Here is a 26,976-nt window from a genome sequence, read left to right as displayed (position 1 = left end):
GACTCGTCTTTCTCCTCTGGCCCGGTGGACCGGCGTTTGCCTGTCCCTGCTGATTCCACTGATGACGCTGCCTGTGCCATTGAATGCGGCGATCTTTGTCTGGGATCCTGCTCAAGACCAAACAGGCAGCGGAGGTGCTGGCACGTGGGACCTGACTTCTCCGCGCTGGCTTGGCGGCGGAACTGACAACCTCTGGACGAATGCCGGTGGCGACACGGCGGCCTTTCAGGGCACGGGTGGTCTGATCACTCTGGCTGCAGGCATCACTGCTGACGGGTTGAGCTTTGATGCCCCCGGTTACACGCTGGTCAGCAACGGCACGGCGCAGGTGCTCACCCTTGGTGCAGGCGGGATTGTGGTGGGGGCCTCCAGTGGAACGATCACGATCGGAGACGGTAATTTGAGTTTGGCGCTGGGAGCCTCCGGATCATTCACCAACAACTCCAGCGGTCTTCTCTCCATGACCGGGAGCATCAGCAATGGCGGCAATCTTCTCACTCTCAGCAATACCTCCAGCGGAGGCATGATGCTCAGCGGTGGCATCAGCGGCACGGGTGGTCTCACCGTCAACAGTTCAGGCGCGGGCCTCGTGACACTCTCCGGCAGCAATTCCTACACAGGCGACACCAGCATTCTGGCAGGGACTTTGAAAGCAGGCAGCGCCTATGCCCTCAGTTCCGGCTCAGCGCTTTCGCTGGCCAATGTTGCGGGAGCCACGCTGGATCTCAATGGCTTCAATCAATCCGTGGGCTCTCTTTCCGGCGGCGGTGATCTGGGCGGCAATGTGGTGCTGGGCAGCGGCGCGGTGCTCACGCTCGGCGGTGCGCTCACCTCGGTGGTGGGTGGTTATTCAGTGAATACGAACATCGCCAACTCCAGCTCATGGAACACCTTTGCAGGTCTGCTGTCCGGCAGCGGTTCCATCGCGATCACGGGAGGCGGCGTTGTTTACCTGACCAATAACAACAACAGCTACACCGGTTTTACGAACGTGCTCGGCGGCACTCTGGTCGTCAGCAACATGGGGCAGCTCGGGGCTTCCACCACGACGATCAACGTTGCAGGTGTGAACAGCTCACTGGCCGGCGGTGCGCTGGTGGTTCAGGGCGGCACCACTGGCATCAACTTCACCCGTAATCTCGGCGTCTCCGGCTACGGCATCAGCGGTGCCAACAACAGCGCCGGTTATGCCTTGGTCAATATCGGCAACAACAATTACAGCGGCATCTTCACCTCGGCCGCGAACTCCGAGACGCGCGTGGGTTCCGTCGCCGGCACCATGACCTTCACCAGCGCCTCCACCGTCAACGTCGCCGGCGGTGTTCACCTGATGGTCAACGGTTACGGCAATTTCCTTTTCAACGGCTTCGTGACCGGCGGCGCGGTGAGCACGCTTTCTTTCTACCGCTGGAGCGGCGGTGGCCTGCTCGGGCAGGTCACCCTGGCCAATCCCTACAACAACTTCCTTGGCGCGGTGGATGTGACCGGCTCATTCCTGCGTGTCTACTCGCCGGGTGCTTTGGGCGCTGCCGTTGACATCAGATCCATTCAGTCCTACGCCGGCACCTACGAGCTGCGTGTGGACCCCGGCAACACGGATTTTTCCAAGAAGACCATTGCCTACATCAACGCCTCGGGTTCCGCCATCTATGCAGGGCGTGCCGCCGGTGGTGTGGGCATCAATCAAACCGTCACTTTTGGTGGCGCAAGTGTTAACGGCGTCATTTCGCCAGGGCTCAACGAAGCACTGACATCCGCCAGCGCGCTCGTCACCACTTTCAACGGCAATGATGGCTATGGAGTCACGATCGGATCCGGTGGGACGGTCGCCTATGGCTTCTCTGCCACCCTGGGGAACAACCACAGCTACACCAGCAACCTCAACGGCTTGCTCACCCTGAACACCAGCTTTCTCTCCCAGGACAGCACAGCCACCCGGACCTACACCATCACCGCCAACGGTGATGTTCTGCTGACCGGCAATCTGCTGAGCTCCGTGGGCAATGTCGATCAGATCTGGACGAAGGCCGGGTTCGGTGCGCTGGCCATTCAAGGCACCGCCTCCACCAACGTCGGTGTGTTCAACATCACCAACGGCAGTGTGTACGTCAATGCCCTGAGCGCGCTCAACGTCAACACCACCACGGGGACGGGCAGCGGCGGCCTCCAGATCGGCAGCACCACCACCAATGGCATTCTGAACTATCTGGGATCAGCCGCAGGCGGTGTCGGTGAAACCTCCAGCAAGGCCGTCCTGCTCTCAGGCACGACAGGCGGCGCGGTCCTGTTTGCCAATCAGCAGCAGGCAGCGGCAAACACGGGCGCCACGGCACTCGTGCTCACCAGCAACATCGCCGCTCCGGGAGCGGGAGCCAAGACGCTCTACCTCGAAGGCTACAACAACACCGTCAACACGCCTGCGGTGATCAATCAGATCACCGGCGTCATATTAGACAATGGCACGCTCGCGGCCAACCGTACCTCGCTTCTCAAAGGCGGTTCTGGCACCTGGCTGTATGCGCCCGCAGCCTCTGCCTATGCGGCCGCTGCAGTCGCCGCAGGTGCCACGGTGAGCACCAACAGCACGACCACCAGCGGGGGGAAGGTGCTGAATTTTGCCAGCACCACCGGTCTGGCGGTGGGGCAGCAGGTCTTCGGCACCGGCATCGCCGCAGGAAGCTACATCAGTGCGCTGACCTCCACCACAGTCACGCTGAACGTCGGCACCTCCGCGGGCATCAGCAGCGGCGCCTCGATCGTCTTTGGCGGAGAAGCCTCATCCGCGACCACCCTTTCCACCATCAGCACCAGCGGTGCCACGGTCTCTGGCACTACCACGGTGGCGCTGGCCAGCACGGCGGGGCTCAATGTGGGGATGGTCGTCACCGCGGCTGCCGGACTTCCGGCGGGCGCCTCCATCACCGCCATCAACAGCGCCACCAACACCATCACGCTCAGTGCCGCGACGACTGCCGCGATCAGTTCCTCCACCGCGCTGACCTTCAACGGCGCTGCCAACACCAACGTCGTCACCCTCACCAATGCTTCGGGCCTGGTCGTCGGCCAAAGCGTGACGGGAACCAATGTGCCTGCCGGGACGATCATCACGGCTATCTACGGCAACAATGTGGTGCTCAACAACACCATCGCCACCGCCATCGGTGCAGGCAGCACGCTTTACTTTGGCAGTGTCGGGGCGGCAGGTGTGGCGCAGAGTTTCAGCGGCGCGGTCACAGTGGCCGGGGGCACCTTGCAGGTCCAGCCCACCGCAGCCAGCGGCAGCGGCTCCGCACCGCTGACCAGCAGCAACAACCTGGTGTTCTCCACGGATGTGCTGACTGGAAACGGCTATGCTGGGGGCACTTTCCAGATGCTCGGATCGGCCGATGCAGGCACCACGGCGATGACTGTCGGGCAGCTCATTCCCACCGCAGGGCAGGGGAACATCCTCACCACGGCCAATGGCGGCACGCCCACGCTCACGTTTGGCAATGCCACGCCCATCGGCACGCGCGGTGCGGGTGCGGTGCTGAACTTCAGTCCCGGCTCCGGCTCCACCATTCAGTTCACCACATCGCCCACATTGGTGAACGGCATCATCGGCCTCTCCACCAACAACGGCTTCGCCTATTACACCAATCCCACCACCAGCGCGGTGGACTTTGCCACCGTCACGGGCACCGGGCCCTACGTGGTGTCAGCTTACGCAGGCTATGTGTCCGGCCTGCCCACCTCCCTTTCCACCGCCACCAGCACCTACTGGCTCAGCAGCGGCAGCGTCACCACGACGGCGAATGAAGCGATCAATGCGCTCAAAATTTCCGGTAATAACACCTCGCTGACCCTTGGCGGCGTGCTGACACTCGGCACGGCGGGCAGCGCCAGCGGCGTGCTGTTTGACAACTCCACCGGTTCCGCAACGATTGGCTCCAGTTCCGCTGCCTTCACGCTGGGCGGCGCGGGCAGTGAAATCATCGTCTACACCGGCGGCAGCACCAATGCCAACACCCTCACCATCAGCGCGGCCATCAGCAGCGGTACGGGCTCGCTTACCAAGGCCGGCTCCGGCAAGCTGATCATCAGCGGTGCCAATGCCTTTACCGGCAACGTCAACATCGACGCGGGAACGCTGCAGCTCTCAGGCGCAACGGCCACGCTGGGGGCCATCACCACCGTGGGAAACATCACCGCCGTGCGCCAGGACGCCGTGCTGGATCTCAATGCAGCCGGCGCAGGCAACACCATCACGATTGGCGCGCTCACCGGTGCGGGCACCATCACCAACAGCGGTGGTGGCAGCAGCACCGCAGCCACGTTGAACATCGGCTCGTACAACGTCACCACCACGGCCAGCGCCACTTTCTCCGGCCTGCTTCAAGATGGTGACGGTGTGCTCAATGTCACCAAAAACGGCTCGGGCACGCAGTACCTCAATCCCCTCAACGGCGCTGCAGCCAGCACCACGCCTACCGGGCAGACCCTGGGCAGCATCGGCTACAACACCTACAGCGGCGTGACCACCATTGCTCAAGGGACTCTGGCCGTGACGCTTCTGGCCGATTACGGCAGCGCCAGCAGCATCGGCACCGGCAGTGCTCAAAGCAATGCCGCCAGCCTTGTGCTCGGCAGCTCCGCGGGCACTGCGGCAGGCGTGCTTCAATACGTGGGCCAGAACAACAGCTCCTTCCTCTCGACCATTCAGGCACCGTCTGTGCAGACGAACCGCCTGTTCACGCTGGCGGGTAATGGCACCTTGGATTCCACCGGCGGCTACGGAAATTCCGCCGTCGGCAGCGGCACAGGAAACAACGCGGCCATCTGGTTCACCAACACCGGCTCCATCGCCTTTTCCACTTCCGGCGCCAAGACGCTGACATTGCAGGGATCCTCCACGGGAGACAACGAGATCGACCTGAACCTCATCGACAACACGATCGACAGCACGGCGCTCAGGGTGACCAAAGCTGGAACGGGCTTGTGGATTCTCGGCAATGCGGCCAACACCTACAGCGGCGCCACCACCATCTCAGCGGGCACACTGCGCGCTCAGGATGCAGGCTCCACCCTCACGACCGCCACCACGGTTGCCAATGCCATCGCCTCCACGGTGCTGGATCTCGCCAACACGGCGGGACTGGCGGTGGGCCAGACGGTGACCGGTGCTGGCATCGCCCCCGGCACCACGATTGCCAGCATCCTCGGGCCATTGCAGATTCGACTGAGCACCGCGAACACCGTGGCCAGCGGAACAGCTTTGACCTTTGGCAACGTCGGCAGTCTGTCTGCCAACAGCAATCTGGTGCTGGCAGGCGGCGTGCTGGAAACCTCCGGCACTTTCACCCGTGGGCTGGGCACCGGTGCAGGGCAGGTGCAGTGGCTGTCGGGTTCCTCCAATGGTGGTTTTGCTGCGTCTGGCTCACCGCTTGTCGTTGCCATCGGCGGTCTCACGACTCTCTCCACGCTGACCTTTGGCAGTTCCAGTTTCACCAACGGCACCCTGCTGCTCGGCTCTACCACCGCGCTCTCAGACACCACCATTCTGAATCCCATCGACCTGAACGGTGGCGCGAGAACCATCACCGTCACGGACAACGCCACCACCGCCGCAGACATCTACACGCTGGCCGGTAACATCAGCGGGGCCAGCGGCAGCTCGCTGACCTTGTCCACGCCCGCCAGCACCATGTTGCTCATCAACGGCGCCAACACTTACACCGGCAACACGTTCATCAGCGGAGGGGGTGCTTTTGCGGTTCAAAGCATCGGGGCGGGTGGTGCATCGAGTTCCTTTGGGGATGCCACCGGCACCTTGAACCTCGGCAACGGCACCACCACCGGCGGTTATCTGCTCTACGTCGGCACGGGAGAAACGGTCACACGCACCATCAATCTCAACACGACCACCGGAACCAACACCATCGACTCCAGCGGCAGCGGAGCCTTGAACATCACCAAAGTCGTCAATCTAATCAGCGGCACGAAGACTCTGACTCTGACGGGCGAAAGCCGTGACGCCAACACCATCACCTCCGTGCTGGCGGACAACGGCGGCGCTCTGGCAGTGGGCAAAGGAAACGGCGGTGTTTGGATTCTGAATGCGGCCAACACCTTCACCGGCGGCGTGACTGCCACTGACGGTTTCCTCGGCATTGGCCCCGGCTGGAGCACCATCTCCGCCACCACGGCCAATCCGCTGGGCATGAGCACCGGCACTCTGCTGACCTTGGGGGCCACTGGCGGGATGTTCACGCTGACTGCAGGTGGGACCACCATCGCCAGCACCGTTTCTCTCACCGGCACTTCCGGCATCAATTTCACCTTCAACGGTCTGAACTCCATTGCCTTCACCGGCAGCACCATCATCAATCTGGGAGCCGCAGGTTCGATCTTCAACAACATTGCCCCCAGTGGTACTCTCACCTTCGGCGGCCCATTCTCTGTCACCGCCAGTGCGGCGCTGACTCTGGGCGGTACAGGAAACACCATATTCAATGCGGGTCTGCCTTCGACCTACACTTCACTGCTGACCCTAAACACCCTCGGCAACGTCACTCTGAACGCAACCAATGCGCACACCGGCGGGGTGAGCTTGACCCAGGGCAACGTCGTCGTGAACGCCAAGAATCCCTTTGGCGCCGCGGCGGGGACCTTCACCTTTGGCGGAGGCACGCTGAGTGCCGGATCTCTGGCGCTGACCGGGGCCAATGCCATCCTCAATCCGGTTTCCGTCACCACCTCCGCGACGGTGCTGTCCGGGAGCAATTCCATTGAGTTCGCCGGTGTTCTGGGGCTGGGCGCCAGCCGTTTGATGACCAACAACATCGCCAGCGGATCTTCATTGATTTTTTCCGGCGGGATCACCAACACCGTCGCCTCAACACTGACTCTCGCCGGCTCCGGCAATGTGCTGATCAGTGGTGCCTATAATGCAGGCACGGGCGCCAACGCTCTCGCCTACTCGGGCACCGGCACGCTGACGCTGACTGCGAACAATCTCTACACCGGCGCGACCACGCTGAACGGCGGCACGACGGTGATCAGTGGAGCGGCCGGAGCCTTGAGCGGCACGTCCGCCATCACCGTGAATCCTTCCGCGACGCTCACGCTAGACAACAGCGGACCCGCCCTGGCCAATCGCCTGGCCAACCGTGCGCTGACGCTTGCCGGTGGCACGCTCAACTTCATCGGCAACAGCGCTGGATCCATCGAAGGGACGGCAGGCACAGGCGCGGGTGCCCTGATCATGGGGGCCAGCGGTCAGAGCGCCATCAACATCACCAGCAACGGCGGCACGACGAAGCTGAACTTCTCCTCATTGACCGCCAGCGCCGGCAGCACGCTGGACGTCACTTCCAACGTGGCTCTCGGCACCAGCACCAATCAGGTGAACTTTGGCAGCTTGTTGAACACAAGCGCGGCCGCTGTGACGGGAACGACTCTGTCCTTTGCCTCGACGACCGGACTTGTCGCGGGTCAGGCCGTGACAGGAGTGGGCATCCTGAACGGGACCACCATTTCCAGCCTCACCAGCACCACGGTCACGCTGAGCCAGGCCGTGGCCGCTTCCGGCGTGGCCTCCGGCAGCGCGATCACCTTCGGCGTGCCTTCCTATGGGGCGATCACCACTTCCGCCAACTCGCTGCTCCCTCGCATCACCATCGGCGGCACCTCGTGGGCGGCCATGGGAGCCAATGGTCTCACCACCTTCACGAACTACAGCACGCCTAGCGACGTCACGCTCGCCAGCCTCATCGCCACACCGACGATCACGCTGCAGGTGACGGGCGCCACCACCAATGCGCTCTACTCAGCCGGGGTGGCGCCGGGCGGACGTGTTCTCAATGCACTTTCCATCAACGGCAGCGGCCTCACCGTGGGGGTGGGCAACGATGCTGCGACGGGTCTGGCCAGCGATCTCTCACTCACCCTGAGCAGCGGTGGCATTTTGGTGAACGGCGGCACGAACACGCTGAACGCCACACGCCTCGTGCTCGCGCCGGTGAACGTCACCACCGCCACCAATCCCAGCACGACGGGCACAGAAGCCATCATCCAGGTCGCCAGCGGCTCCACCTTGAATCTCGGAGGCACTCTGGTCGGCACTCTGATGACCAATCAAAATCTGGCAGGCAGCAATTTCTTCCAGAACACCGCCAGCCCCGTGGCCAGCGTTGCCACAGGCGGTCTCACCAAAGGACTCAGTGGTAATCTCAACATCACCGCCCGGCAGTTCTACACCGGGGCCACCATTCTCAATGGCGGCACCACGAAGCTCTCAGCCGGGAACAACACCTTGTTCGACAACGGTGGCGCTCTGACGGTGAACTACGGAGCCACGCTCGATCTCAACGGCACCGTCCAATACGTTGGCAATTTCACCAGCAATGGAGGTGCGGTTCCTGGAGCCGGCGGTACAGTCAACAGCAGCAACGGTGCCTCCCTGCTGGTCACAAACGCCACCACCAGCATCTGGGCAGGCAGCATCACCGGCAGCATGGCCAATGCCATCACGTTTGCCCGTGTCAACGGCGGCACGACCACGATGCTCTCGGCCAACAGCTACTACGGTGCCACGATCATCCTGGGGGGCGGTATCACGCTGCAGGACAACGCCACGCTCGCGAACACCTCTTCCATCACGTTGAACTATGCGAACCTCAGCCTGAACAACAACACCGGCCTGTTCATCAACAACAATGACCGCGTCAACGATGCGGCGTCGATCTCCATGAATGGCGGCAACCTCTTTCTCACTGGGCGTGCCAACACCTACACGGCGGAAAATTTGGGTGCGCTCACGGCGGCCTCGGGTGTCAACACCATCACCGTGGCGATCGGTGGCACAGGGGCTTATACGAATGCGGATCTGGGTTTCGCCAGCATCACGCGCACTTCGAACGCCATCTTGAACTTCATCGGCAGCACGCTGGGGGCTGATGGCTCGAACCCTCGCATCCTCGTCACCGACAGCGCCAGTCTCGGTTACAGCGCCGCCACCGGCGTCATCGGTGCCTGGGCCATTGCCAATTCGGACACCTGGGCCGGGTTCAATCCCTCGATGGGCATCGGTGCGGTGGGCACTGTCGGTTATCAGGGCTACGCCGGTGGCTACATGTCCGGCGGCACCGTCACCACCACCACGGCTGTGCTGGGAGCCAATGTGCTGAACACCTACTCCGGCGGCACGCTCAATGGCTTTGGTGCGGGCAACGTGACCAACATTTTGAACGGCATCGCCGGGATCAATCAGGTGATCACAATGAATGCAGGCGGGGCCACCACGGACTACCTGCGCTTTGCCGGTGCCACTGAAAATGACCTGGCCTTCACCAGTTCGGGCGATGTGCTCAACATCATCATGGGCGGCCTCCTGCACAGCAACAGCGGCGTGGGGTCCACCATGATCGGCACGCCGGATGTCCGGGGCTTTCTGACCACCGGTGGCACGGCAACATCGGGCATCACCCCGCTGGTGGTATACAATACCACGAATGCGGTCACCGGCACGGGCATCGCGGCCACTGGCACCGTGGCCGGCAGCAACGTGGTCACCGTCACTTCGACCACCGGCCTCTTCGCAGGCATGGCGCTCAGCGGCACAGGCATCCCCAACGGCTCCTACATCACCCAGGTGCTGAGCGGAACGCAGTTGTCCATCAACTACAATGCCCTCTCCACCATCGGCGGGCAGACCCTGACCTTCGTCTCTGACATGGTGATCCACTCCATCATCCAGGACAACGGCCTCGGCAGTGTGACGCGCCTGAACAAGGCGGGCACGGGCACGCTCACGCTCACCGCTGCGAACACCTACACCGGCGGTACGATCATCAATCAAGGCACCGTGAACCTCTCGGCCGCCACCGCCGGAACGATCGTGATTCCCGGGGGCGGACTCACGCTGGTGGGCAGCACCACTGGCGTTACCGCCACCACGCTGAACGTCGGCGTGAGTGCTTCCGGTGGCAATGCGGTCGGCATCGGTGGCCAGATTGATTCCAGCAACACGCTGACCATCATCGGCAAGTCCATCGTGAATCTGGCGGGCACGCAGACGCTGAACAGCCTCGTGTTCAACAACAATGGCGGTGAAGCCGCCCCCACCGTGACCACGGCCGCCACCATTCCCATCAGCGTGCTCAATCTGACGAGCCTCAATCCCATCACCGCGAGTTCGAGCAATCCGGCCAACGTTTCCATCATCAGCGTTGCATCGCTCGGCCTGACTGCGGGGACGAATACGATCACCGTGAATCCCATCCAGATTGCGGGCAGCACGGTGACGCAGCTCACGGCGGCACTGTCCATCAGTTCACCCATCGTCGGCATCGGCACCACGGGCACGGGCGTCGGCATCACCAAGGCGGGCAACGGCCTGCTGCAATTGAGCGGCGCCAGCACCTTCGATGGCGGCGTGAATCTTGCCGCAGGCGGCATCGCCATCGGTGGCAGCAGCATCACCGCCGGTCTGGGCGGTCCGGTGATCAGCGGTCCTCTCGGCACGGGCACCTTCACGATTGGTGCGGGGACTTATCTCACTTCAACCGCCGCCACCAACGTGATCTCCAATGCGCTGGTGCTGGGTGGCAATGACCTCAGCTACAAGGGGCCGAATGGTCTCACGCTCAACGGCTCCTTGAGCCTCAACTCAGGCAACACCACCGTGAATGTGGATGTGCCCGGCAGCTTCCTCACGCTGGGCGGGGTGATCACGGACAACGGCGGCTCGGGCGGTGGAACTTCGGGCATCATCAAGACCGGTCTCGGCACCCTGGCACTGACCAACAACAACACCTTCGGCGGGTCCATCATCGTCAATGAGGGCGTCATGGTTCTGGGCGGTGCCACGGGCAATGCTCCGCAGCCTCTGGCCAATGCCAATGTCACGATCACCAGCAACGGCACGCTGGCGCTTGAGAACAACGGCCTCAGCAACAGCGGTCTCATTGTCTATCAGGGCCTGTCAATCACCGTCAATCCGAACTCCAACTATGCGAACCTCTTCGTCAGCAATGCCTCCAGCATCGGCGTGACTGTTTCTGGGAACGGCACCGGCAACGCCATCAAAATTCCGCAGCTGACGATGACCGGCACGCAGGTGCTGAATCTGGCCAGCGCCAACGCCTACTCGATCATCTTCCAAAACGTCACCAACACCACGGGCGCTCCACGTTTCAACGTCGCGGCTGGCACGACGGCCTACGTCTATGGCTACACAGCTGGCAACAAGCCGGTCAATATCGGCCTGGGTTCCCTTTATTTCCCTGACATCGTGACCCAGGGCACGACGACGACCGTGGCCACCAATCCCATCGAGCTTTCCAGTTACAACGGCAGCAACTACTACCCGCTGCTGATTCAGGCTCCAGCGACCGCACCTTCCACCACACCGACAGGCTACTCAGCCGGTGGCTTGAATGCGGCCTATAGCAGCCTGGCCGCCGCGCAGGGCGCTCTCAATGTCAACGTGGCGGGCATCGGCTTCTCGGGCAGCGGTACCGTGAGCCTGATGAACGACGCCGGCATGAACAATCGTGCGGCTTCGACCACGGCCTCAAACACCAATGGCATCACCACGCTTCAAGGCCTGCTGAACATCAATACGGCTGGCACTTACACCTTCCGCAGCGCCTCGGATGACGCCAGCGTGCTTTACATCGACGGCCAGCTGCTCATCAGCGACGTGGGACCGCATGCCGGACTCACCGAGGCCACGGGCAATGGACAAATCACTCTGAGCAGCGGCTACCACACCATCACCTACACCGCCTACAACGCCACCAACTCCGGCTCCTACCGTCTGCTCTACGCAGGGGCTGACACCTCCGGCAATGGTTTGGGCAACACCGTGGCAGGAGCCACCGGCGGTTTCCAGTCGATCTCCTCCAGCAATCTTTTCTATGCCGCTGGCGCGCCGACTTCGACCAACAGCTACAACTTTGCGGCGATCATCAACAACAACTACACGCTGGCCGCCGGCGCTTCGGCCACCATCGACACGCTCGCCTCGCCGCTGGGTGCGGTGATCGCGCCTACGACTGGAACGGCGATGGTCTTGAACAACAACTCGATGCTCAACATCGTCAACGGCACCAACGGCATCTACGGTGCCGGATGGGTAGGTGTGGATGGAGCCATCACGATTGGAAACGGCGTGGTTGTCGCCACGACGAACACCGCCAGCCAGGGAGCTGGCACGCTCAACTTGATCGGCACCATCACCCATGCCGGCGGCGGCGCAGCCAATGCCATGTTCAAGGCTGGCACCGGTTCTCTGATCCTCGGTGGCAGCAACTCCGGCTTCACCGGTGACCTCGTCATTCAGTCGGGCTTTGTGCAGCTCAATAACGCAGCCGCCTTGAGCACCGGAACCACGGCCAGCCTCGGCGGCACGCTCATTCGCAACGTCAACACTTCGACCACATCCCTGCCAGCCGTGGCCGGCGGCTCCACCACGCTCACGCTCGCAGGCGCAGACACGGCCAGCACACTCTCTCTTCAAGTCGGCATGAGCGTGTCTGGCGCAGGCATTCCCATCGGCACCTACATCACCGCCATCAGCGGAACCACGGTGACGCTTTCCCAGGCCGCGACTACGAGCGGTTCCGGGACCTATTACTTCAACGCCTCCGGCATGCTGGATCTCAATGGCCAGAGCGCAGTCGCTGGCAATGTGACCATCAATGGCGCGGGTGCTCTCATCCCCTCGGCTTCAGCCACACCCACGGCCATTCTTGCCGCAGGCTCCAGCGGTGCGCTGTGGAACAGCAGCCTCAGCGCCGCCAGCTTAAGCGGCACTCTCACCCTGGGCTCCAGCTCCACCGTGGGCGGCAATGGCGACCTCACGCTGAACTCCATCGTGGGCGGCAGCGGCATCACTTTGACGAAGCAGGGCACAAACACGCTGATGCTGAATGCCAGCAACGGCACGCAGGTGTTTAACATCAGCGTCGCACTCGGCACGCTCAAGCTGGGAAATGCCGGGGCCCTCGGTGCAGCGTCCAATACACTCACCATCGCCAGCGGTGCCGTGCTCGACTTGAACGGCATCGCAGTGACCAATGCGAACGCACTGACCATCACCGGCGTGGGCTACGGCGGCAGCGGCACGATCACCGGCACGGGAACCGTCAGCTCACTCGGCGCATTGATCAACACGGCCACCACCGCAGCCAGCTATGCCGGCACGGTGACGCTGGGCGCTGCCGCCAGCATCGGCACCAATTACATCAACACGAACAGCGGGCTTGGCAGCACGACCTTTGGCGATCTCACGCTAGGCGCGCAGGTGACGGGCAGCGCCGTCCTGACGAAGGTGGGCGCGAATACGCTCCGGCTCACCGGCATCACCAGCGCATCCACCTTGACGGGGCTCACGGTGGCCATGGGCAAAGTGGTGATCTCCGGCACATCGACGACGGTTCTCGGTGCCTCGACGGTGGTGAATGTGAATGCGGGGGCGGTGTCGGGTCTCAATCCCACCAACACCCTGCAACTGGATTACACCGGACTGGGCTCAACGTCGGTGAACCGCGCCAATGGACGCGCCATCACTCTGAATGGTGGCACGCTGTTGCTGACGGCCAACGTCGGCAGCATCACTGCTCAAAATGAAGTTCTGGGGGCAAGCAGCCTGACCATCAATGGTGGCTTCAGCGTGATCACACTGGATGCGAACAGCACCTCCACGCTGGCGCTTTCCACCACGGGTGCGGGCACCATCGCACGCACGGCAAACACGGGCACGGTGCTCATTCGCGGCTTCGGTTTGGGGCAGTCTGCCGCTCTCACGGTGGGCAAGACGAATGTCGTGCTTGGCACCGCGCCCACGCCCATCGGCCAGACGGGAGCTGCCGGTGCCAAGAACGCCGCCATCATTCCGTGGATCATCGTGGATGACACGGGTATTGCCGGCGCAGGCACCAGCTTTGCCTTCAACGGGACGAATGGACTCCGCGTGCTCGCAGCGGGTGAAATGGACACCACCTTCACGGCCAATAACAACATCCTGCTCAACTCGACGACGGCTCTCAGTGCCGGTGCTGCCATCGCGGCTTACGCGGGCACGACAGCAACCGCCTACACCTCGACGGTCATCAATTCGCTGACCTTCAGCACTGCGGTGAATCCGACACTGACGATCAATGCAGGCCGCAATATCGGGCTCGATAGCGGGGGCATCCTTGCCACGGTGAGCGCCACGATTGGGGCCGTGGGCGGCGGTTTCATCAATGCGTCCGGCAGTTCCAGCCGTGAAATGCTCATCTACACCGCAGGCAGCAGCACCGTGCTGACCATCAATGCCGCCGTGGGCGGTATCATCGTTCCTTCGCCCAACGGACTGACCAAGAGCGGGGAAGGCACGGTGATCCTGGGGGCGGCGCAGAACAGCTACACCGGCCAGACACGCATCAATCTGGGCACCCTGAAACTGGCGCCTGCGACTTCGACGTCCAATGCCCTGTTCTACGTCTTCACGACAGCTCCAACGATCTCCACCTTGACCTCCACGCTGAATGCCAGCGCCCTGACCGTGAATGCGGGCGGTACTTTCGATCTGAACGGCAACTCGCAGACCACCGGAAACTTCACCAGTGTCGGCGTGCTGCCTGGCACCGGTGGTACCGTGACCAACAGCTCCACGACGGCCTCCACGCTCACCGTCGCCAGCAGCGCCGCAGCCGACTGGGCGGGGCAGATCACCGGAGATGCCACGCACGTCATCAACTTCGTCAAGACTGGTGCCTTCACCCTGTCCATGCATGACAACAACAGCTACGCCGGCAGCACGACGGTGCAGGGGAACGTCTTATCCCTGATCGATCAGGGCAGGCTCTCCGGCACCAGCGGCATCTTCGTCCGCAATGCGGTCCTGCAGTGGAACGACACCGGCATCCAGGCCATGAGCAACCGCCTCGCCTCAAACGTGCCGCTCACACTGGATGGCGGCGCCTTCCAGTTCATCAGCCGAAGCGGGACAGCAGGCTATGCTTCGATTGGAGACCTTACTTTGTCCGGCGCGGCAAATGAACTGCGGCTGGATGTGGGCGCGAGCGCCGGGGCAGGGACGGGCATCGGCACCGCGACCTTGAACATCACCGGCACCCTCTCACGCAGCCTCGGGGCCACGCTGAACTTCTATGCCGGCACCGGCACGATGGGGGACAATCCATCCATCCTTTTCACCTCCGCACCCACTTTGAGCAATGGCATTATCGGCGGCTGGGCCACCGTCATTGGGCTGGACTCCACCGTGGCCAGCACCACCGCCAATGCAGAATTTGCCACCTACGATCCCGTCACCGGTGTGCGTGGACTGACGGCCGCCATGCAGACCACCAGTTTCGCCACCTCCACCAGCACAAGCAACCTGCGCTTTGGAGATACAGCCATCACCGTGCCGATCGGCGGTGCCATCGTGAACACGCTGACATGGAACGGAATCAGCGCCGCACGCGCTCTTTCCTTCAGCGCGGGCACCGACACGCTCACACTCACCAGCGGCGGCCTGCTCGTGGGCACCAACAACGCTGCGACATCGATCGGCAGCACGAGTGTGCGCGGCCAACTCACCGCAGGCGCCGATCAGTCAGAACTCTTCCTGCATGTGGGAGCCAACGTGCTCACGGTGAACTCCGCCATCATCGACAACGGCGTGAGCGGTGGTTTGAACCTGGTCATGGATGGCATGAGCCAGACCACCAGCACGCCGACCGTGACACTGGCCGGAGCCAACACCTACCTGGGAACCACCTATGCCAATGGCGTGGTGGTGAATCTGAACAACCTCACGGGCGCAGGCAATGCCATCTCCGGCAATCTGATCATCAGCGGTGGTAATAACAACGGCACCGACTCAATGCCCATCGCCAATTCTCAGGTGGTCAACCTGGCGTCTCAGCAGGTCGAAGATGCGGCGACGGTGACGGTTCGCGGCGGCGCGCAATGGACGCTCAACGGCTTCAATGAAACCATCAGCAGTCTCGTCTTTAACAGCCAGGGCGGCGGCACTGCAGGAAATGGTCCCATCGTGCAAACCGGTGCTGGCACGCTGACCCTCACGGGTGGCATCACCTCCACGAATCTCGATGACGTGCGCACGGTGCCCGCACTGCTGGGCCTGCTCAGCCTCTCCAGCAGCACCACAATTACGGTGGACCCTGTCACCAATGCCAGCGTGAATGGCAATGGTCAGATCGGACTCGCGATCAACAGCAACATTGTCTCCAGCGGATCCATCACCAAGGCCGGAAATGGAGTGCTCCAGCTCGGCGGTGTGAGCTACACGACCAATGCCGTCGGCTTCGCCAATGGCACCAGCGGCACAATCGTGCTGGGGACAAACTCGAACTACGCCAGCACCACGATCAACCTGGGCTTCAGCGGCAATGTCCTCGCCATGCGCGGCCAGAGCAATCTGCAGGTGGGCACCATCACCGGCGTAGCGGGTTCCATCATTAAGAATTTCAACGTGTCGACAGCTGGCACGCTCTTCACCGGGGACAGCGTCGGCGGCACGTTTGCTGGCACGTTTAACAGCGATTACTACTCCACGGGGAGCACGGGCGGCGTGCTCAATGTGACCAAGATCGGCTCCGGCAACTGGGTGCTCACGGGAGATAGCAGCGCCAAAGTGATCGGCACCTTGCTGGTGGACGCTGGCACGGTGACGCTCAGTGGAGCGACCGGCAAGATCGGCTTTGCCGTTGAAACACTCTCTCAGGGCGGTGTGCTCACGCTGGACAACAGCGGAGTGATCGGCAACGCGGTCAGCAACCGTCTCGGCGGCAGCGTGGCGATCAGCAACATCACGCGCATCATGAACTTCCAGGGCGGCACGCTGAACTATCTGGGCAACAACAACGCGGCGGTTTCTGAAACCCTCGGCACCCTGACGATGCTGGCAGGTCAGAGCACCTTCAATCTTACCGCGAGCACCGGAGCCTTCGGCACGACGGTAACACTTGGAACATTCACCGCTCAGAGCGCCACGAACACTGGCACCCTCCTCATTTCGACAGCGGGACTGCTGGGTGGCGGCGCTGCTGGCAGCGGTCGCGTCAATGTCACCGCCACCACGGCTGGTCTGGTGGGCAGCATCCGTCCCGACATCATCGGCACGGACAGCACCGGCACCGGTCTCGTCACTTCGGACGCCAACGGCTTCCGTCTCCTGAAAGCGTCTGACACGGCGCTGGGTTACCTCGCGCCGACCGGCAGCTACCTCGGTGCGGCAGCGCCGGTCAGCATCCTGGCACTGGGCGGTGTCGTCTCCAATGTGGCGGCTTCTTCGAATGTGTTTGTGTCGAAGAATCTCAGCCTCTACGCATCCACCACGATCAATTCGCTGACCTTGAACAGCGGCGGCGGTGTGACCTCCACCGGGGGTGGTGCCTCGGTGAATTACCTCACGGGGCTGGGCCTTGGCTCCACGCTCTTCAATGCCGCAGGAACGGTCAATACACTGACTGTGACCAGCGGAGCCGTGGTGGCCACGACAGGCAATGCCGGCATCACAGGCGGTGCCATCACGCAGGGGGCAGCAGGCCTCATCTTCCATACGCTGGACACCCTCAATGTGAACGCCTACCTGATCGGAACCGGCGTGCTGGTGAAGGCGGACAGCGGCACCCTGAATCTGCAAAAATTCAGCTACATCACCGGTGCCACTTTTGTGAATGCCGGTGAACTCGATCTGAGCGCTGGTGCCAACACGTTGCTGGCCATCCCGACCTCAACAGCGCTCACCCTGGCGGCGCTCAATATCAATGGCGGCACGGTGGACCTGAAAGGTAACAATCAGGCGGTGGGATCGCTGACTCAGACCAATGGCAACATCCTTCCGGGGGGCGCGGGCACGGTGACGAACACCGGCGCGGCTGCCACGCTCTTTACGAATCCGAGCACGGCCACCACCACCTTCGTCGGCACCATCGCAGGGAATATCATCCTCGACAAATCGGGGGCCAACAATCTGGTGCTGAACAATGCCGACGGTCGCAATGCGAACATGATCACCAACATTCGTGGTGGCACGCTGACGCTGAAGGACAGCGGCACGATCGCCAACGGCGGCACCATCAATAATTACTTCTCCACGCTGACGCTGGACAACAGCGGCCTCTCCGCGCTGGCTGCGCGCACGGGCGCCTCTGCCATCAATCTGATTGGCGGCACGCTGGTCTTCGGCGGCAGGCAGGGCACCGATGCTCTCACCATTGCCGGCGGCGTCAATCTGCTCTCCGGTGCCAGCACCATCACGGAGAATCTTTTCGGCAGCAGTGCCGTGGGTACCGGGGCCGCTGTCCTGACACTGGCCAGTCTGAATCAAAGCGGCACCGCAACGCTGAACTTCACGGTGGGTGGCGGCACACTCGGTGCCGCGGTGCTCGGCATGAACGGCCTAGCTCCGGGCAGTGCGGCGTCCAATCCGCAGATCCTCATCACTGCCGCGCCGACCTTGGTGAATGGAATCATTGGCGGCTGGGCGGTGGTGGGCGGCACGGACTTTGCCAGCTATCGCGCCACCATGGACCCCGTGACCGGGGCCTTGGGCGTGGGCGCGCTGGGTCTCTCACTCAACAGCACCACCCCCTTTGGGGCCTACTCTGCCAGCGCGCTGACCGTCGGATCTGCCATCGACAACATCACCATCTCCGCAAGTGTCGGCGCTGTCACCAGCCGCGCGATCAACTCCCTGCGCATCTCCGCCGTTTCGACGGCCACGCTGAACACTCTGGGCGATGTTCTCAGCATCACCTCGGGCGGCCTGCTCACCAATGGCGCGCTCAGCGTCATCGCCGGTGGGCGACTGACCGCAGGGGCCGCGACCAGTTCGGCCTCCTCGCTGTATGTGTACGCCAACAACACGGCCACCATCAACAGCACCATCACCAACAACAGCAACGGCAATCTGCTCTCGCTCGTGAAGACCGGCACCAGCACCACCACGCTGAATGTCCTGCCGACAGTCTGGACGACAGCCACCACCACTGCTTCGAACATCGTGACGGTGAACAGCACGGCAGGTCTGGCGGTGGGTCAGACGGTCAGCGCGGCGCTGGGTCAGACCGCTGGCGCGATGATCATCGGCATCACCGATGCCACACGCTACACCCTCAGTGCGAATGTGGGGACCGGCAGCGCCACAGCCGCTGGCACCCAGTTCGGCCTGCCCACCTCGCAGGTGCTGACGATTGCCAGCGCCAGCTTCACCAGCAACACGATCACCGTGCCCGCTGGCAGCGTCATCTATCCTGGCATGAGTGTCAGCCTGGCTGCCGCCGCTGCGGGTGGTGGTGTGATCACGGCCTCCGCCACGGTGGCCAGTGTTTCCGGCAACACCGTGACTTTGAATGGTGCGTTCACGACCCTTCCCACCGGTCCGGCCACGGTGCTCTTTGGATCGATCGCCGCATCCACCGCCACCACCGCCGCAGCCAGCACCACTTCCGGCAGCAATGTGGTGACTCTGGCATCTTCTACCAGCGGACTCTACATCGGTGAAGTTCTCTCCGGCAATGCCAACATCCCCGGCGGAGCCACGATCACTGCCATCACCAGCCCGACGACGTTCACCATCTCCGCCCCCGCCAGTGGCACGGGCACCAGCGTGGCCACGACGATTACCACCACGGCCACGGCTCCAGCCGCGCAGTCACTGGTCACCACCACGACCAGCGGCAGCAGCAGCGTCACCATTTTGGGCACGCCCGTTTTGTTCACGGGCCAGGCGGTGCAGGGGAATGGCATTCCCCAGGGCACCACGATCACCGGCATCACCCAGGGCACGGGGGTGACGTTTGTCACGCTCTCACAGAATGCGACGGTGACTGGCACGGCCAATCAATACTACGGCCTGCAACCGGTCGGCCTGGTGGTGGCAGGCTCCACCCTCGGTTCCAGTTTTACGGTGACCGTGGCCAGCACGGCCGGTCTGGTGACCGGACAGAGCGTCAATGGCGCTGGCATCCCCGTCGGAGCCACGATCAGCAGCATCACGGATGCCACGCATTTTGTGCTCTCGCTTCCTGCTCTCATGAGCACAACCTCCGCGCCTCTCACCATCGGGGCCGCGCTCAATCCCACCAGCGGCACCATCACGGGCGTGGCCGCCAGCACCACGGCGGGCTCTGCCACCGTCACCGTGGCCAGCACTGCGGGGCTCTATGTGGGCATGCCGGTCACTGGAAATCCGAACATCCCCGCCAATGAATTCATCACCGCCATCACGAGCGCCACGACGTTTACGATCACCACCGGCACGGGCGTGACTGCCGGAACGAATGTGGCATCCACGATCGGCTCACCGGCCATCGGCGGATATTCCAACTCCTATTCGGGACCGACGGTGGTCAATCAGGGGACGCTGACTTTGAGCGGCACACTGGGCGGCATCCAGGTGCCGGGAGATTTGATCATCAACAACGCCAACGTCACCGAAACCACCAACGCTGGCCAGATCGCCTCTACCAGCAATGTGACCTTCAACGGCAATGCTGGCGTGCTGACCCTGGTCAATGCCAACACCTTCGCCACTCTGACCTTCAACGGCACCGGCGGTGCTCAGGCCACGACCAATATCACCGGCGGCACGTTTGTCCTCAGCGGAACGACGAATGCCATCACGGCGGTCAACGACAGTGTCGGCTCCACCCCGACCATCTCGTCTGCCACCATCTGGGAGCTGGCCGGAGCGAACCGCACGATCACCACCTCCGGTCTGTCGCCGATTGATTTGATTCTCAGCGGCGTCATCCAGAACGTCATGGGCGGCACGCTCAATCCGGCGGGCCTCATCAAGATGGGCAGCGGCTCGCTGGTGCTCAGCGGCGCGAACACGTTCAACGGCGGTGTGCAGTTGAATGAAGGCACGCTGATTCTCGGCTCCAGCAGTTCGCCTTCGGGGGTGGGCGTGGCGCTCGTCCCGGGCAACACGGGTCCGCTGGGCATTGGCACGCTGACCATCGCCGGAGGCACCACCCTCATGTCCGGCTCCGCCATTCAGACCGTTTCCAACAACGTGGTGGTCAATGGTGACTTCGCCCTTGGCGGTCCGGTGGCCGCCAACGGCGTGATCCTCAATGGCACGGTCGATCTTGGCAGCGATACACGCACGATCACCGTCACCAGTCCGCAGAATGTCTCCACCCTTGGTGGTGCGGTGTCCGGCACGGCCGGTCTGGCCAAGGCGGGCAATGGCGTGCTGAAACTCGGCAGCACCGCCAATGCCTACGGCGGCTCCACCACCATCCTCGGCGGTCTGCTTCAGCTCGGTGCTGCTGGTGTGATTCCAGACGGCTCGGCCCTCATCGTTGCTGCAGGCGCGGCATTCGATCTTAACGGGAAGAATGAAACCCTCGGCTCGCTCGCGGGAGACACCGCCACCACGGGCGGCATGATCACCAACTCCGTCACTGGCACTTCGGCCACGCTGACCATCGGCGCGGACAACACCAGCACCACCTATGCAGGCATCCTCACGGACACCAAGGCAGGCGTGGCCTCCACTGGAAATCTCCTTCTGGTCAAGACCGGCACGGGCGTGCAGACACTCACCGGCGCAAACACCTATGCTGGAGCCACGCTGGTCACCGGCGGCAATCTGCAGGTCGGCTCAGGGGGCGTCGGTTCGGTCTCCTTCTCCGCCGCTACGGTCTCTGGCACGGGCACCACGACCACCGTTTCTGGAGTCTCCGGCACACCAGCAACCACTTCCACCGTTTCGGCGAACCAGCTCGCTGCTCCCACACTCTCCGGCACCGGGACCGTTGGCGCGGTGATCTTGGGCAGTCTTTCCACCGTGGGCGTCCTCCGTCCGGGAGATGCAGCGGGCAGCACTCCCGGCACGCTCACCCTCACTGGAGCGCTCACCGTCAATTCAGGTTCGCAGATCCAATTCGGGGTCACCTCCAGCAACACCAATGCTATAAGCCTGGACTCCGGCTGGAGTTCGGACGTGACAGCCGCCAGCTACCTAGGCACCCACGCCACGGCAGGAGCTGGCAGCACACCTGATTCCATCTACAGCCAGTGGAACACCGTCAGCGGCACCTACAGCTCGCTCAGCCTTGCCGGCAAAACTGTGAGTCTCGGGGCCAGTGCCGGAGGCACTCCCACTGTCCTGATTCAGACTGCAGGAGATGCCACCCTGGCCTTTGGTGACATCTTCAAGCTCATGGACTGGGCTTCGGTCGGTTCCGGCATTGCAGGCAGCATCGGCACCCCGTCCGGCAGCTCCGCCTTCGACACCGCGAATGATCTGGTTCTTCCCGAACTCAGCTCCGGCCTCTTCTGGGACACCTCCGCCTTCGCCAGCTACGGGATCGTCGTCATCGTCCCCGAACCCGGCCGCATGGTGCTCATGCTCTTCGGCCTTGCCGCCCTCTTCCTGCGCCGTCGCAGGACCCAGGCAGGAACCGTCGGATGAAAAAGAAGTGCGCAGGAGTCGGTGACGAGCCACGTTATCAGACTCATGCGAAAACCTCGTGCCACCCCTGTTCTTCTCCTCACCCTGGCTTTGCTGGGCTGTGTCGTCTGGGCGGTGGAGCAGGGCAGGGAAGGCGGGCGTCCCACCCAGTTCGGCGTCAAGGATGGCAGCGTGCCCGAAGATCCGCGCGATACGCGTCGCGGCCGGGAGGAGGGCTACCCCACCTGGCCGGTGAGCAAGGAGCTGCCCAACGACACCTTCACCTTCGCCCGCATCCGCTACAATTCCATGAGCCACGGCGGGCGCGGCTGGGGCCGGGGAAATCGCAAATGGTCCACCGACTATCCCGATTCGGACATGAACATGTCCTACCGGCTTCAGCAGCTCACCTCGCTGCAGGTGAATCCGAACGGGGCCATCGTGGACATCGATCCCGAGCAGTTCCGCCATTTCCCCTTCCTCTACATGATCGAGGTTGGCGACATCGACATCACCGATGACGAAGCCAAGACCATGCGCGAGTACATGCTCAACGGCGGCTTCATCATGGTGGACGACTTCTGGGGCACGCGCGAGTGGGACAACTTCGAAGTCGCCCTCAAGCAGATCTTCCCCGACCGCAAAATGGAGGAAATCCCGCTGGAGCACGAAATCTTCCACATGGTCTTCCCCATCAAGGTGAAGCCGCAGATCCCGCACATCCGCTTTGCCGAGTATGTGATCAACGAGGGCATCACCTATGAGTTCGACAAGCCCGGCTCCGAGCACGTGCACTACCGCGGCTACTTCGACGACAAACGCCGCCTCATGATGGTCATCTGCTGGAACACCGACACCGGCGAAGGCTGGGAGCAGGAAGGCAGCGATCCCTGGTACTTCCGTGAATTCTCCGAGAAGTATGCGTATCCGCTGGGCATCAACATCATCTTCTATGCGCTGACGCATTGAAGGGGGCGCATGATTTCAGCATGAACCCGTCTGATGCCACCCTGCCGAGCCTCGCAGTACGGAGATTCTCATCCACGGGCGTCAGCAAGCCGGTGCGTTCGCCGTGCTTCACGCTGTTCTTGCTGGAGCGGGGCAGCGGCACGGTGCGGGTGGACCACACCATGCACGATTTTGCAGCCCCAGTGCTGCTCTGTTTGAATCCCTACCAGCGTGTGGCATTCGCGACGAAGCGCGCGGCATCCGGCTGGATGCTGCAGTTTCACGCCAATTTTTTCTGCATCGAGACGCATCACCACGCCGTGGGCTGCAATGGAGTGCTCTTCAACGAAGTGTATGATGTGCCGCTGGTGAAACTGGATGCCGGGCTGCTGCTCCAGTTTGGCCGTCTGATGGAGGAGATGGATGCTGAACTCCGGCAGCAGGCCGTGGCCCACATGGAGGTCCTGGTGTCCTGTCTCAAGATCCTGCTGATCAAGGCCACCCGGCTGAAGCTGGAGCAACAGGGCTCTGATGGACTGGCAGCCACCAAACGGCCTGAAGTGCTGCGTCGTTTTAGAGAATTGCTGGAAACCCGCTACCAGACTCTGCACAGCCCTTCCGAATACGCGCGGTTGCTGGGGACTTCGCCCAAAATACTTGCCCGGCTTGCCAAGACGCATTTTCACAAGACCCTCGCTGAGATCATCCGTGACCGGGTGATGAAACATGCGAAATGGCAGCTTTTGCATACCCTCAAGCCCGTGAAACAGGTCGCCCATGAGGTGGGATTTGACGACGAGTTCTATTTCAGCCGGCTCTTCAAGCGTTCCTTTGGGTGCTCGCCTGCGGCTTTCCGGGAGCAGGAGACGGCGATCCGGGGCGGTTCCAATTTGTCCATGTGATCGGGCTGTTCGTCCATTCCGGGCCAGCGGCACGCATGGTAGCTTGCTGCATGAACACTCTCACAGACAAAGCATTCACTCTCGCCGCAAACAGCCGTGGTCTTGGCTTTTCGCTGACCCGTCTCGGTCTCATCATCGTCCTGGTATGGATCGGAGCCCTGAAGATCTACAAGTATGAAGCGGACGGCATCGTTCCATTCGTGGCGAACAGCCCGGTCATGAGCTTTTTCTACAAGTATCCCGCTCCGGATTACACCAAGCATATGAACCCGGAAGGCGCCCTGGTGCCGGCCAACCGTGCCTGGCATGAAGCCAACCACACCTACACCTTCGCTCTGGGGCTCGGTGCGGTGATCGTCCTCTACGGACTCATGATCGCCCTGAATCCCTGGCTGCCGCAGGTCGCGGCGGTCGGCAGCGCCCTCGTTGTCATCATGTCACTGACGACCCTGTCCTTTTTGGTGACAACGCCCGAAAGCTGGGTGCCCAGTTTAGGCGATTCAGAACACGGCTTTCCCCTGTTAAGCGGCAGAGGCCGGCTGGTGGTGAAGGACTTCATCATGCTCGGTGCTGCCTGGGTGACGATGGCTGATTCTGCCGCCACTTATCTGCGCAAAAGAGCGCGGTGAGGTCTCTCTCTTTTTTTTCACCCAAACACAAAGAAGCCCGACGGACTCAAAGGTCTGTCGGGCTTCAGGGATGGTTTGAGCTGCTATCAGCGGGCGGTTACGCCGCGCCTTCGAGCTGGGCTTCGCTCTTCTTCTTCTCGCGCTGGCGCACGCTGCTGTCGAGGGTGCGCTTGCGCAGGCGGATGCTCTTCGGCGTACACTCGGCGAGTTCATCAGGGGCGATGTACTCGATGGCGCGCTCAAGGCTGAAGCGGATCGGCGGGGTGAGCTGGACGCCCTTGTCGTTGCCGGCAGCACGGAAGTTCGTGAGCTGCTTGCTGCGGGTCGGGTTCACAGGAAGGTCGTCGGCGCGTGGGTTTTCGCCGATGATCATGCCGTCATACACCTGCTCGCCTGCGCCGATGAAGAGCTTGCCGCGCACCTGGATGGTGTCCAGGGCGTAGCTGGTGGCTTCGCCGGCTTCGGTGCTCACCAGCGTGCCGGTGCTGCGGGTCTGCATCGGTCCGGCGTGCGGGGCGTATTCGCGGAAGAGATGGCTGTGAATGCCGTGACCGCTGGTCAGGTTCATGAGGTCAAACTCGAAGCCGATGAGGCCGCGGGTAGGAACGTAGGCCTGCAGGCTGGTGCGGCCGCCGTGGGCGCTCATGTCTTCGATCTTGCCTTTACGCTCGGAGATGGATTTCATCACGCCGCCGAGGTAGTCGTCCGGCACGTCCACGTAGAGGGTTTCAAACGGCTCGCACAGCTCATCATCGATGCGCTTCATGATCACCATGGGGCGGGAGACGAGGACTTCGAAGCCTTCACGGCGCATCTGCTCCACGAGCACGGCGATCTGCATGGCGCCACGGGCGCTCACGTCAAAGATACCGGCGGTGTCCGTGTCCTTCACGCTGATGGTCACGTTCATCTTCTGCTCGCGGTCCAGGCGGTCGCGAATTTTGCGGGAGGTCACGTGGTCGCCTTCGCGTCCGGCCAGCGGGCCGTCATTGACAGCGAACTGCATGACGATGGTCGGAGGATCGATGGCCACGAAGGGCAGGGCAGGGGCGTCTGCGGCGCCGGCCACGGTCTGGCCGATGTCCACGTCTTCAAAGCCGCTGATGCCGACGATGTCGCCCGCGATGCCTTCCACGGAATCGGAGGTGGTCAGCGTGGTGTATTGGAAAACCTTCGTGATCTTGACGGGCTTGGCTTTTTCGTCCGGGGTCTTGCCCAGGAGGAAGACCTTGTCTCCCAGTTTGACGCTGCCACGGGTCACTTTGCCGATGGCCACACGGCCGACGAAGTTGTCCCAGTCGATGTTGGAGACGAGCATTTCGAAGCTGCCTTCGACCTCGGCTTTCGGCGCAGGGATGTGCTCGACGATTTTGCCGAGGAGGAAAGTCATGTCGTGCTGCTCGCCCGTCGGGGAGTCAGTCACCCAGCCAGCGCGGGCGCTGCCATAAACGAAAGCGGCGTTGAACTGCTCTTCAGTCGCGTTGAGTTCAAGGAAGAGCTCCAGCACCTTGTCGTGCACCTTCTGCGGCTCGATGTGCGGGCGGTCCATCTTGTTGATGAGCACGATGGGCTTGATGCCCTGCTCCAGCGCCTTCTTCAAAACGAAGCGCGTCTGCGCCTGCGGGCCTTCATACGCGTCCACCACGAGCATCACGCCGTCCACCATCTTCATCACACGTTCCACTTCGCCGCCGAAGTCGGCATGGCCGGGGGTGTCGACGATGTTGATGATGTAGTCGTTCCAGTGAACGGAGGTGTTTTTGGCCTTGATGGTGATGCCCTTTTCCTTTTCGAGATCCATGGAGTCCATGGCGCGTTCGGCGATGGCCTGGTTTTCGCGGAAATTGCCACTGGAGCGCAGCAGGCCGTCAACGAGCGTTGTTTTGCCGTGATCGACGTGTGCGATGATGGCGATGTTACGAATTTTATCAGGGGTCATGGGCAGGCGTATAGGGGGAGGGGGGTCGCGAGAATAGCAGCCTCTGAACCATAGGCAACCAATTCGCTGCACCCGTTTTGACGCATTTGAAAGATTGGGGTGCGCCTTGGAAGCCGGTTTCTGCGCAAAATTTCAAGCGGCGCCGCAGTG

Annotated in this window: 5 protein-coding genes; 4 read left to right on the top strand and 1 reads right to left on the bottom strand. The window is 62.3% G+C overall.

Annotation, left to right across the window (positions count from 1 at the left end; genetic code table 11):
• Positions 1-61 precede the first annotated feature (61 nt).
• The 4 genes from ACILSL_RS03935 to ACILSL_RS03920 are packed head-to-tail and all read left to right on the top strand — an operon-like array spanning position 62 to position 24,887.
• On the top strand, positions 62-22,429 hold the full coding sequence (locus ACILSL_RS03935; RefSeq protein ID WP_395730694.1) for an autotransporter-associated beta strand repeat-containing protein: 22,368 nt from the start codon (positions 62-64) through the stop codon (positions 22,427-22,429).
• 45 nt (positions 22,430-22,474) lie between these two features.
• The gene (locus tag ACILSL_RS03930; protein WP_395730693.1) at positions 22,475-23,377 is read left to right on the top strand and encodes a DUF4159 domain-containing protein; all 903 of its coding nucleotides are present in this window, start codon (positions 22,475-22,477) and stop codon (positions 23,375-23,377) included.
• Positions 23,378-23,397: 20 nt separating this feature from the next.
• On the top strand, positions 23,398-24,258 hold the full coding sequence (locus ACILSL_RS03925) for a helix-turn-helix transcriptional regulator (protein ID WP_395730692.1): 861 nt from the start codon (positions 23,398-23,400) through the stop codon (positions 24,256-24,258).
• Between the two features lie 50 nt (positions 24,259-24,308).
• Complete coding sequence (locus tag ACILSL_RS03920; protein ID WP_395730691.1) at positions 24,309-24,887, top strand: DUF417 family protein; 579 nt, start codon at positions 24,309-24,311, stop codon at positions 24,885-24,887.
• 97 nt (positions 24,888-24,984) lie between these two features.
• Here ACILSL_RS03920 and typA read toward each other — a convergent pair whose 3' ends face one another.
• A complete protein-coding gene (typA, locus tag ACILSL_RS03915; RefSeq protein WP_395730690.1) occupies positions 24,985-26,826 on the bottom strand; it encodes a translational GTPase TypA in 1,842 nt (613 codons plus the stop codon).
• Between the last annotated feature and the right edge of the window lie 150 nt (positions 26,827-26,976).

The organism is Prosthecobacter sp. (genome assembly GCF_044222345.1).
GTDB lineage: Bacteria > Verrucomicrobiota > Verrucomicrobiia > Verrucomicrobiales > Verrucomicrobiaceae > Prosthecobacter.
The sequence above is the reverse complement of the archived record's forward strand: the minus strand, read 5'-3'. Positions and strand labels throughout refer to the sequence as shown.

Excerpts from the sequence above, each read along its gene's own strand:
- ACILSL_RS03935 (WP_395730694.1), top strand. The coding sequence starts at position 62 with ATGACGCTGCCTGTGCCATTGAATGCGGCGATCTTTGTCTGGGATCCT.
- ACILSL_RS03930 (WP_395730693.1), top strand. The coding sequence starts at position 22,475 with ATGCGAAAACCTCGTGCCACCCCTGTTCTTCTCCTCACCCTGGCTTTG.
- ACILSL_RS03925 (WP_395730692.1), top strand. The coding sequence starts at position 23,398 with ATGAACCCGTCTGATGCCACCCTGCCGAGCCTCGCAGTACGGAGATTC.
- ACILSL_RS03920 (WP_395730691.1), top strand. The coding sequence starts at position 24,309 with ATGAACACTCTCACAGACAAAGCATTCACTCTCGCCGCAAACAGCCGT.
- typA (WP_395730690.1), bottom strand. The coding sequence starts at position 26,826 with ATGACCCCTGATAAAATTCGTAACATCGCCATCATCGCACACGTCGAT.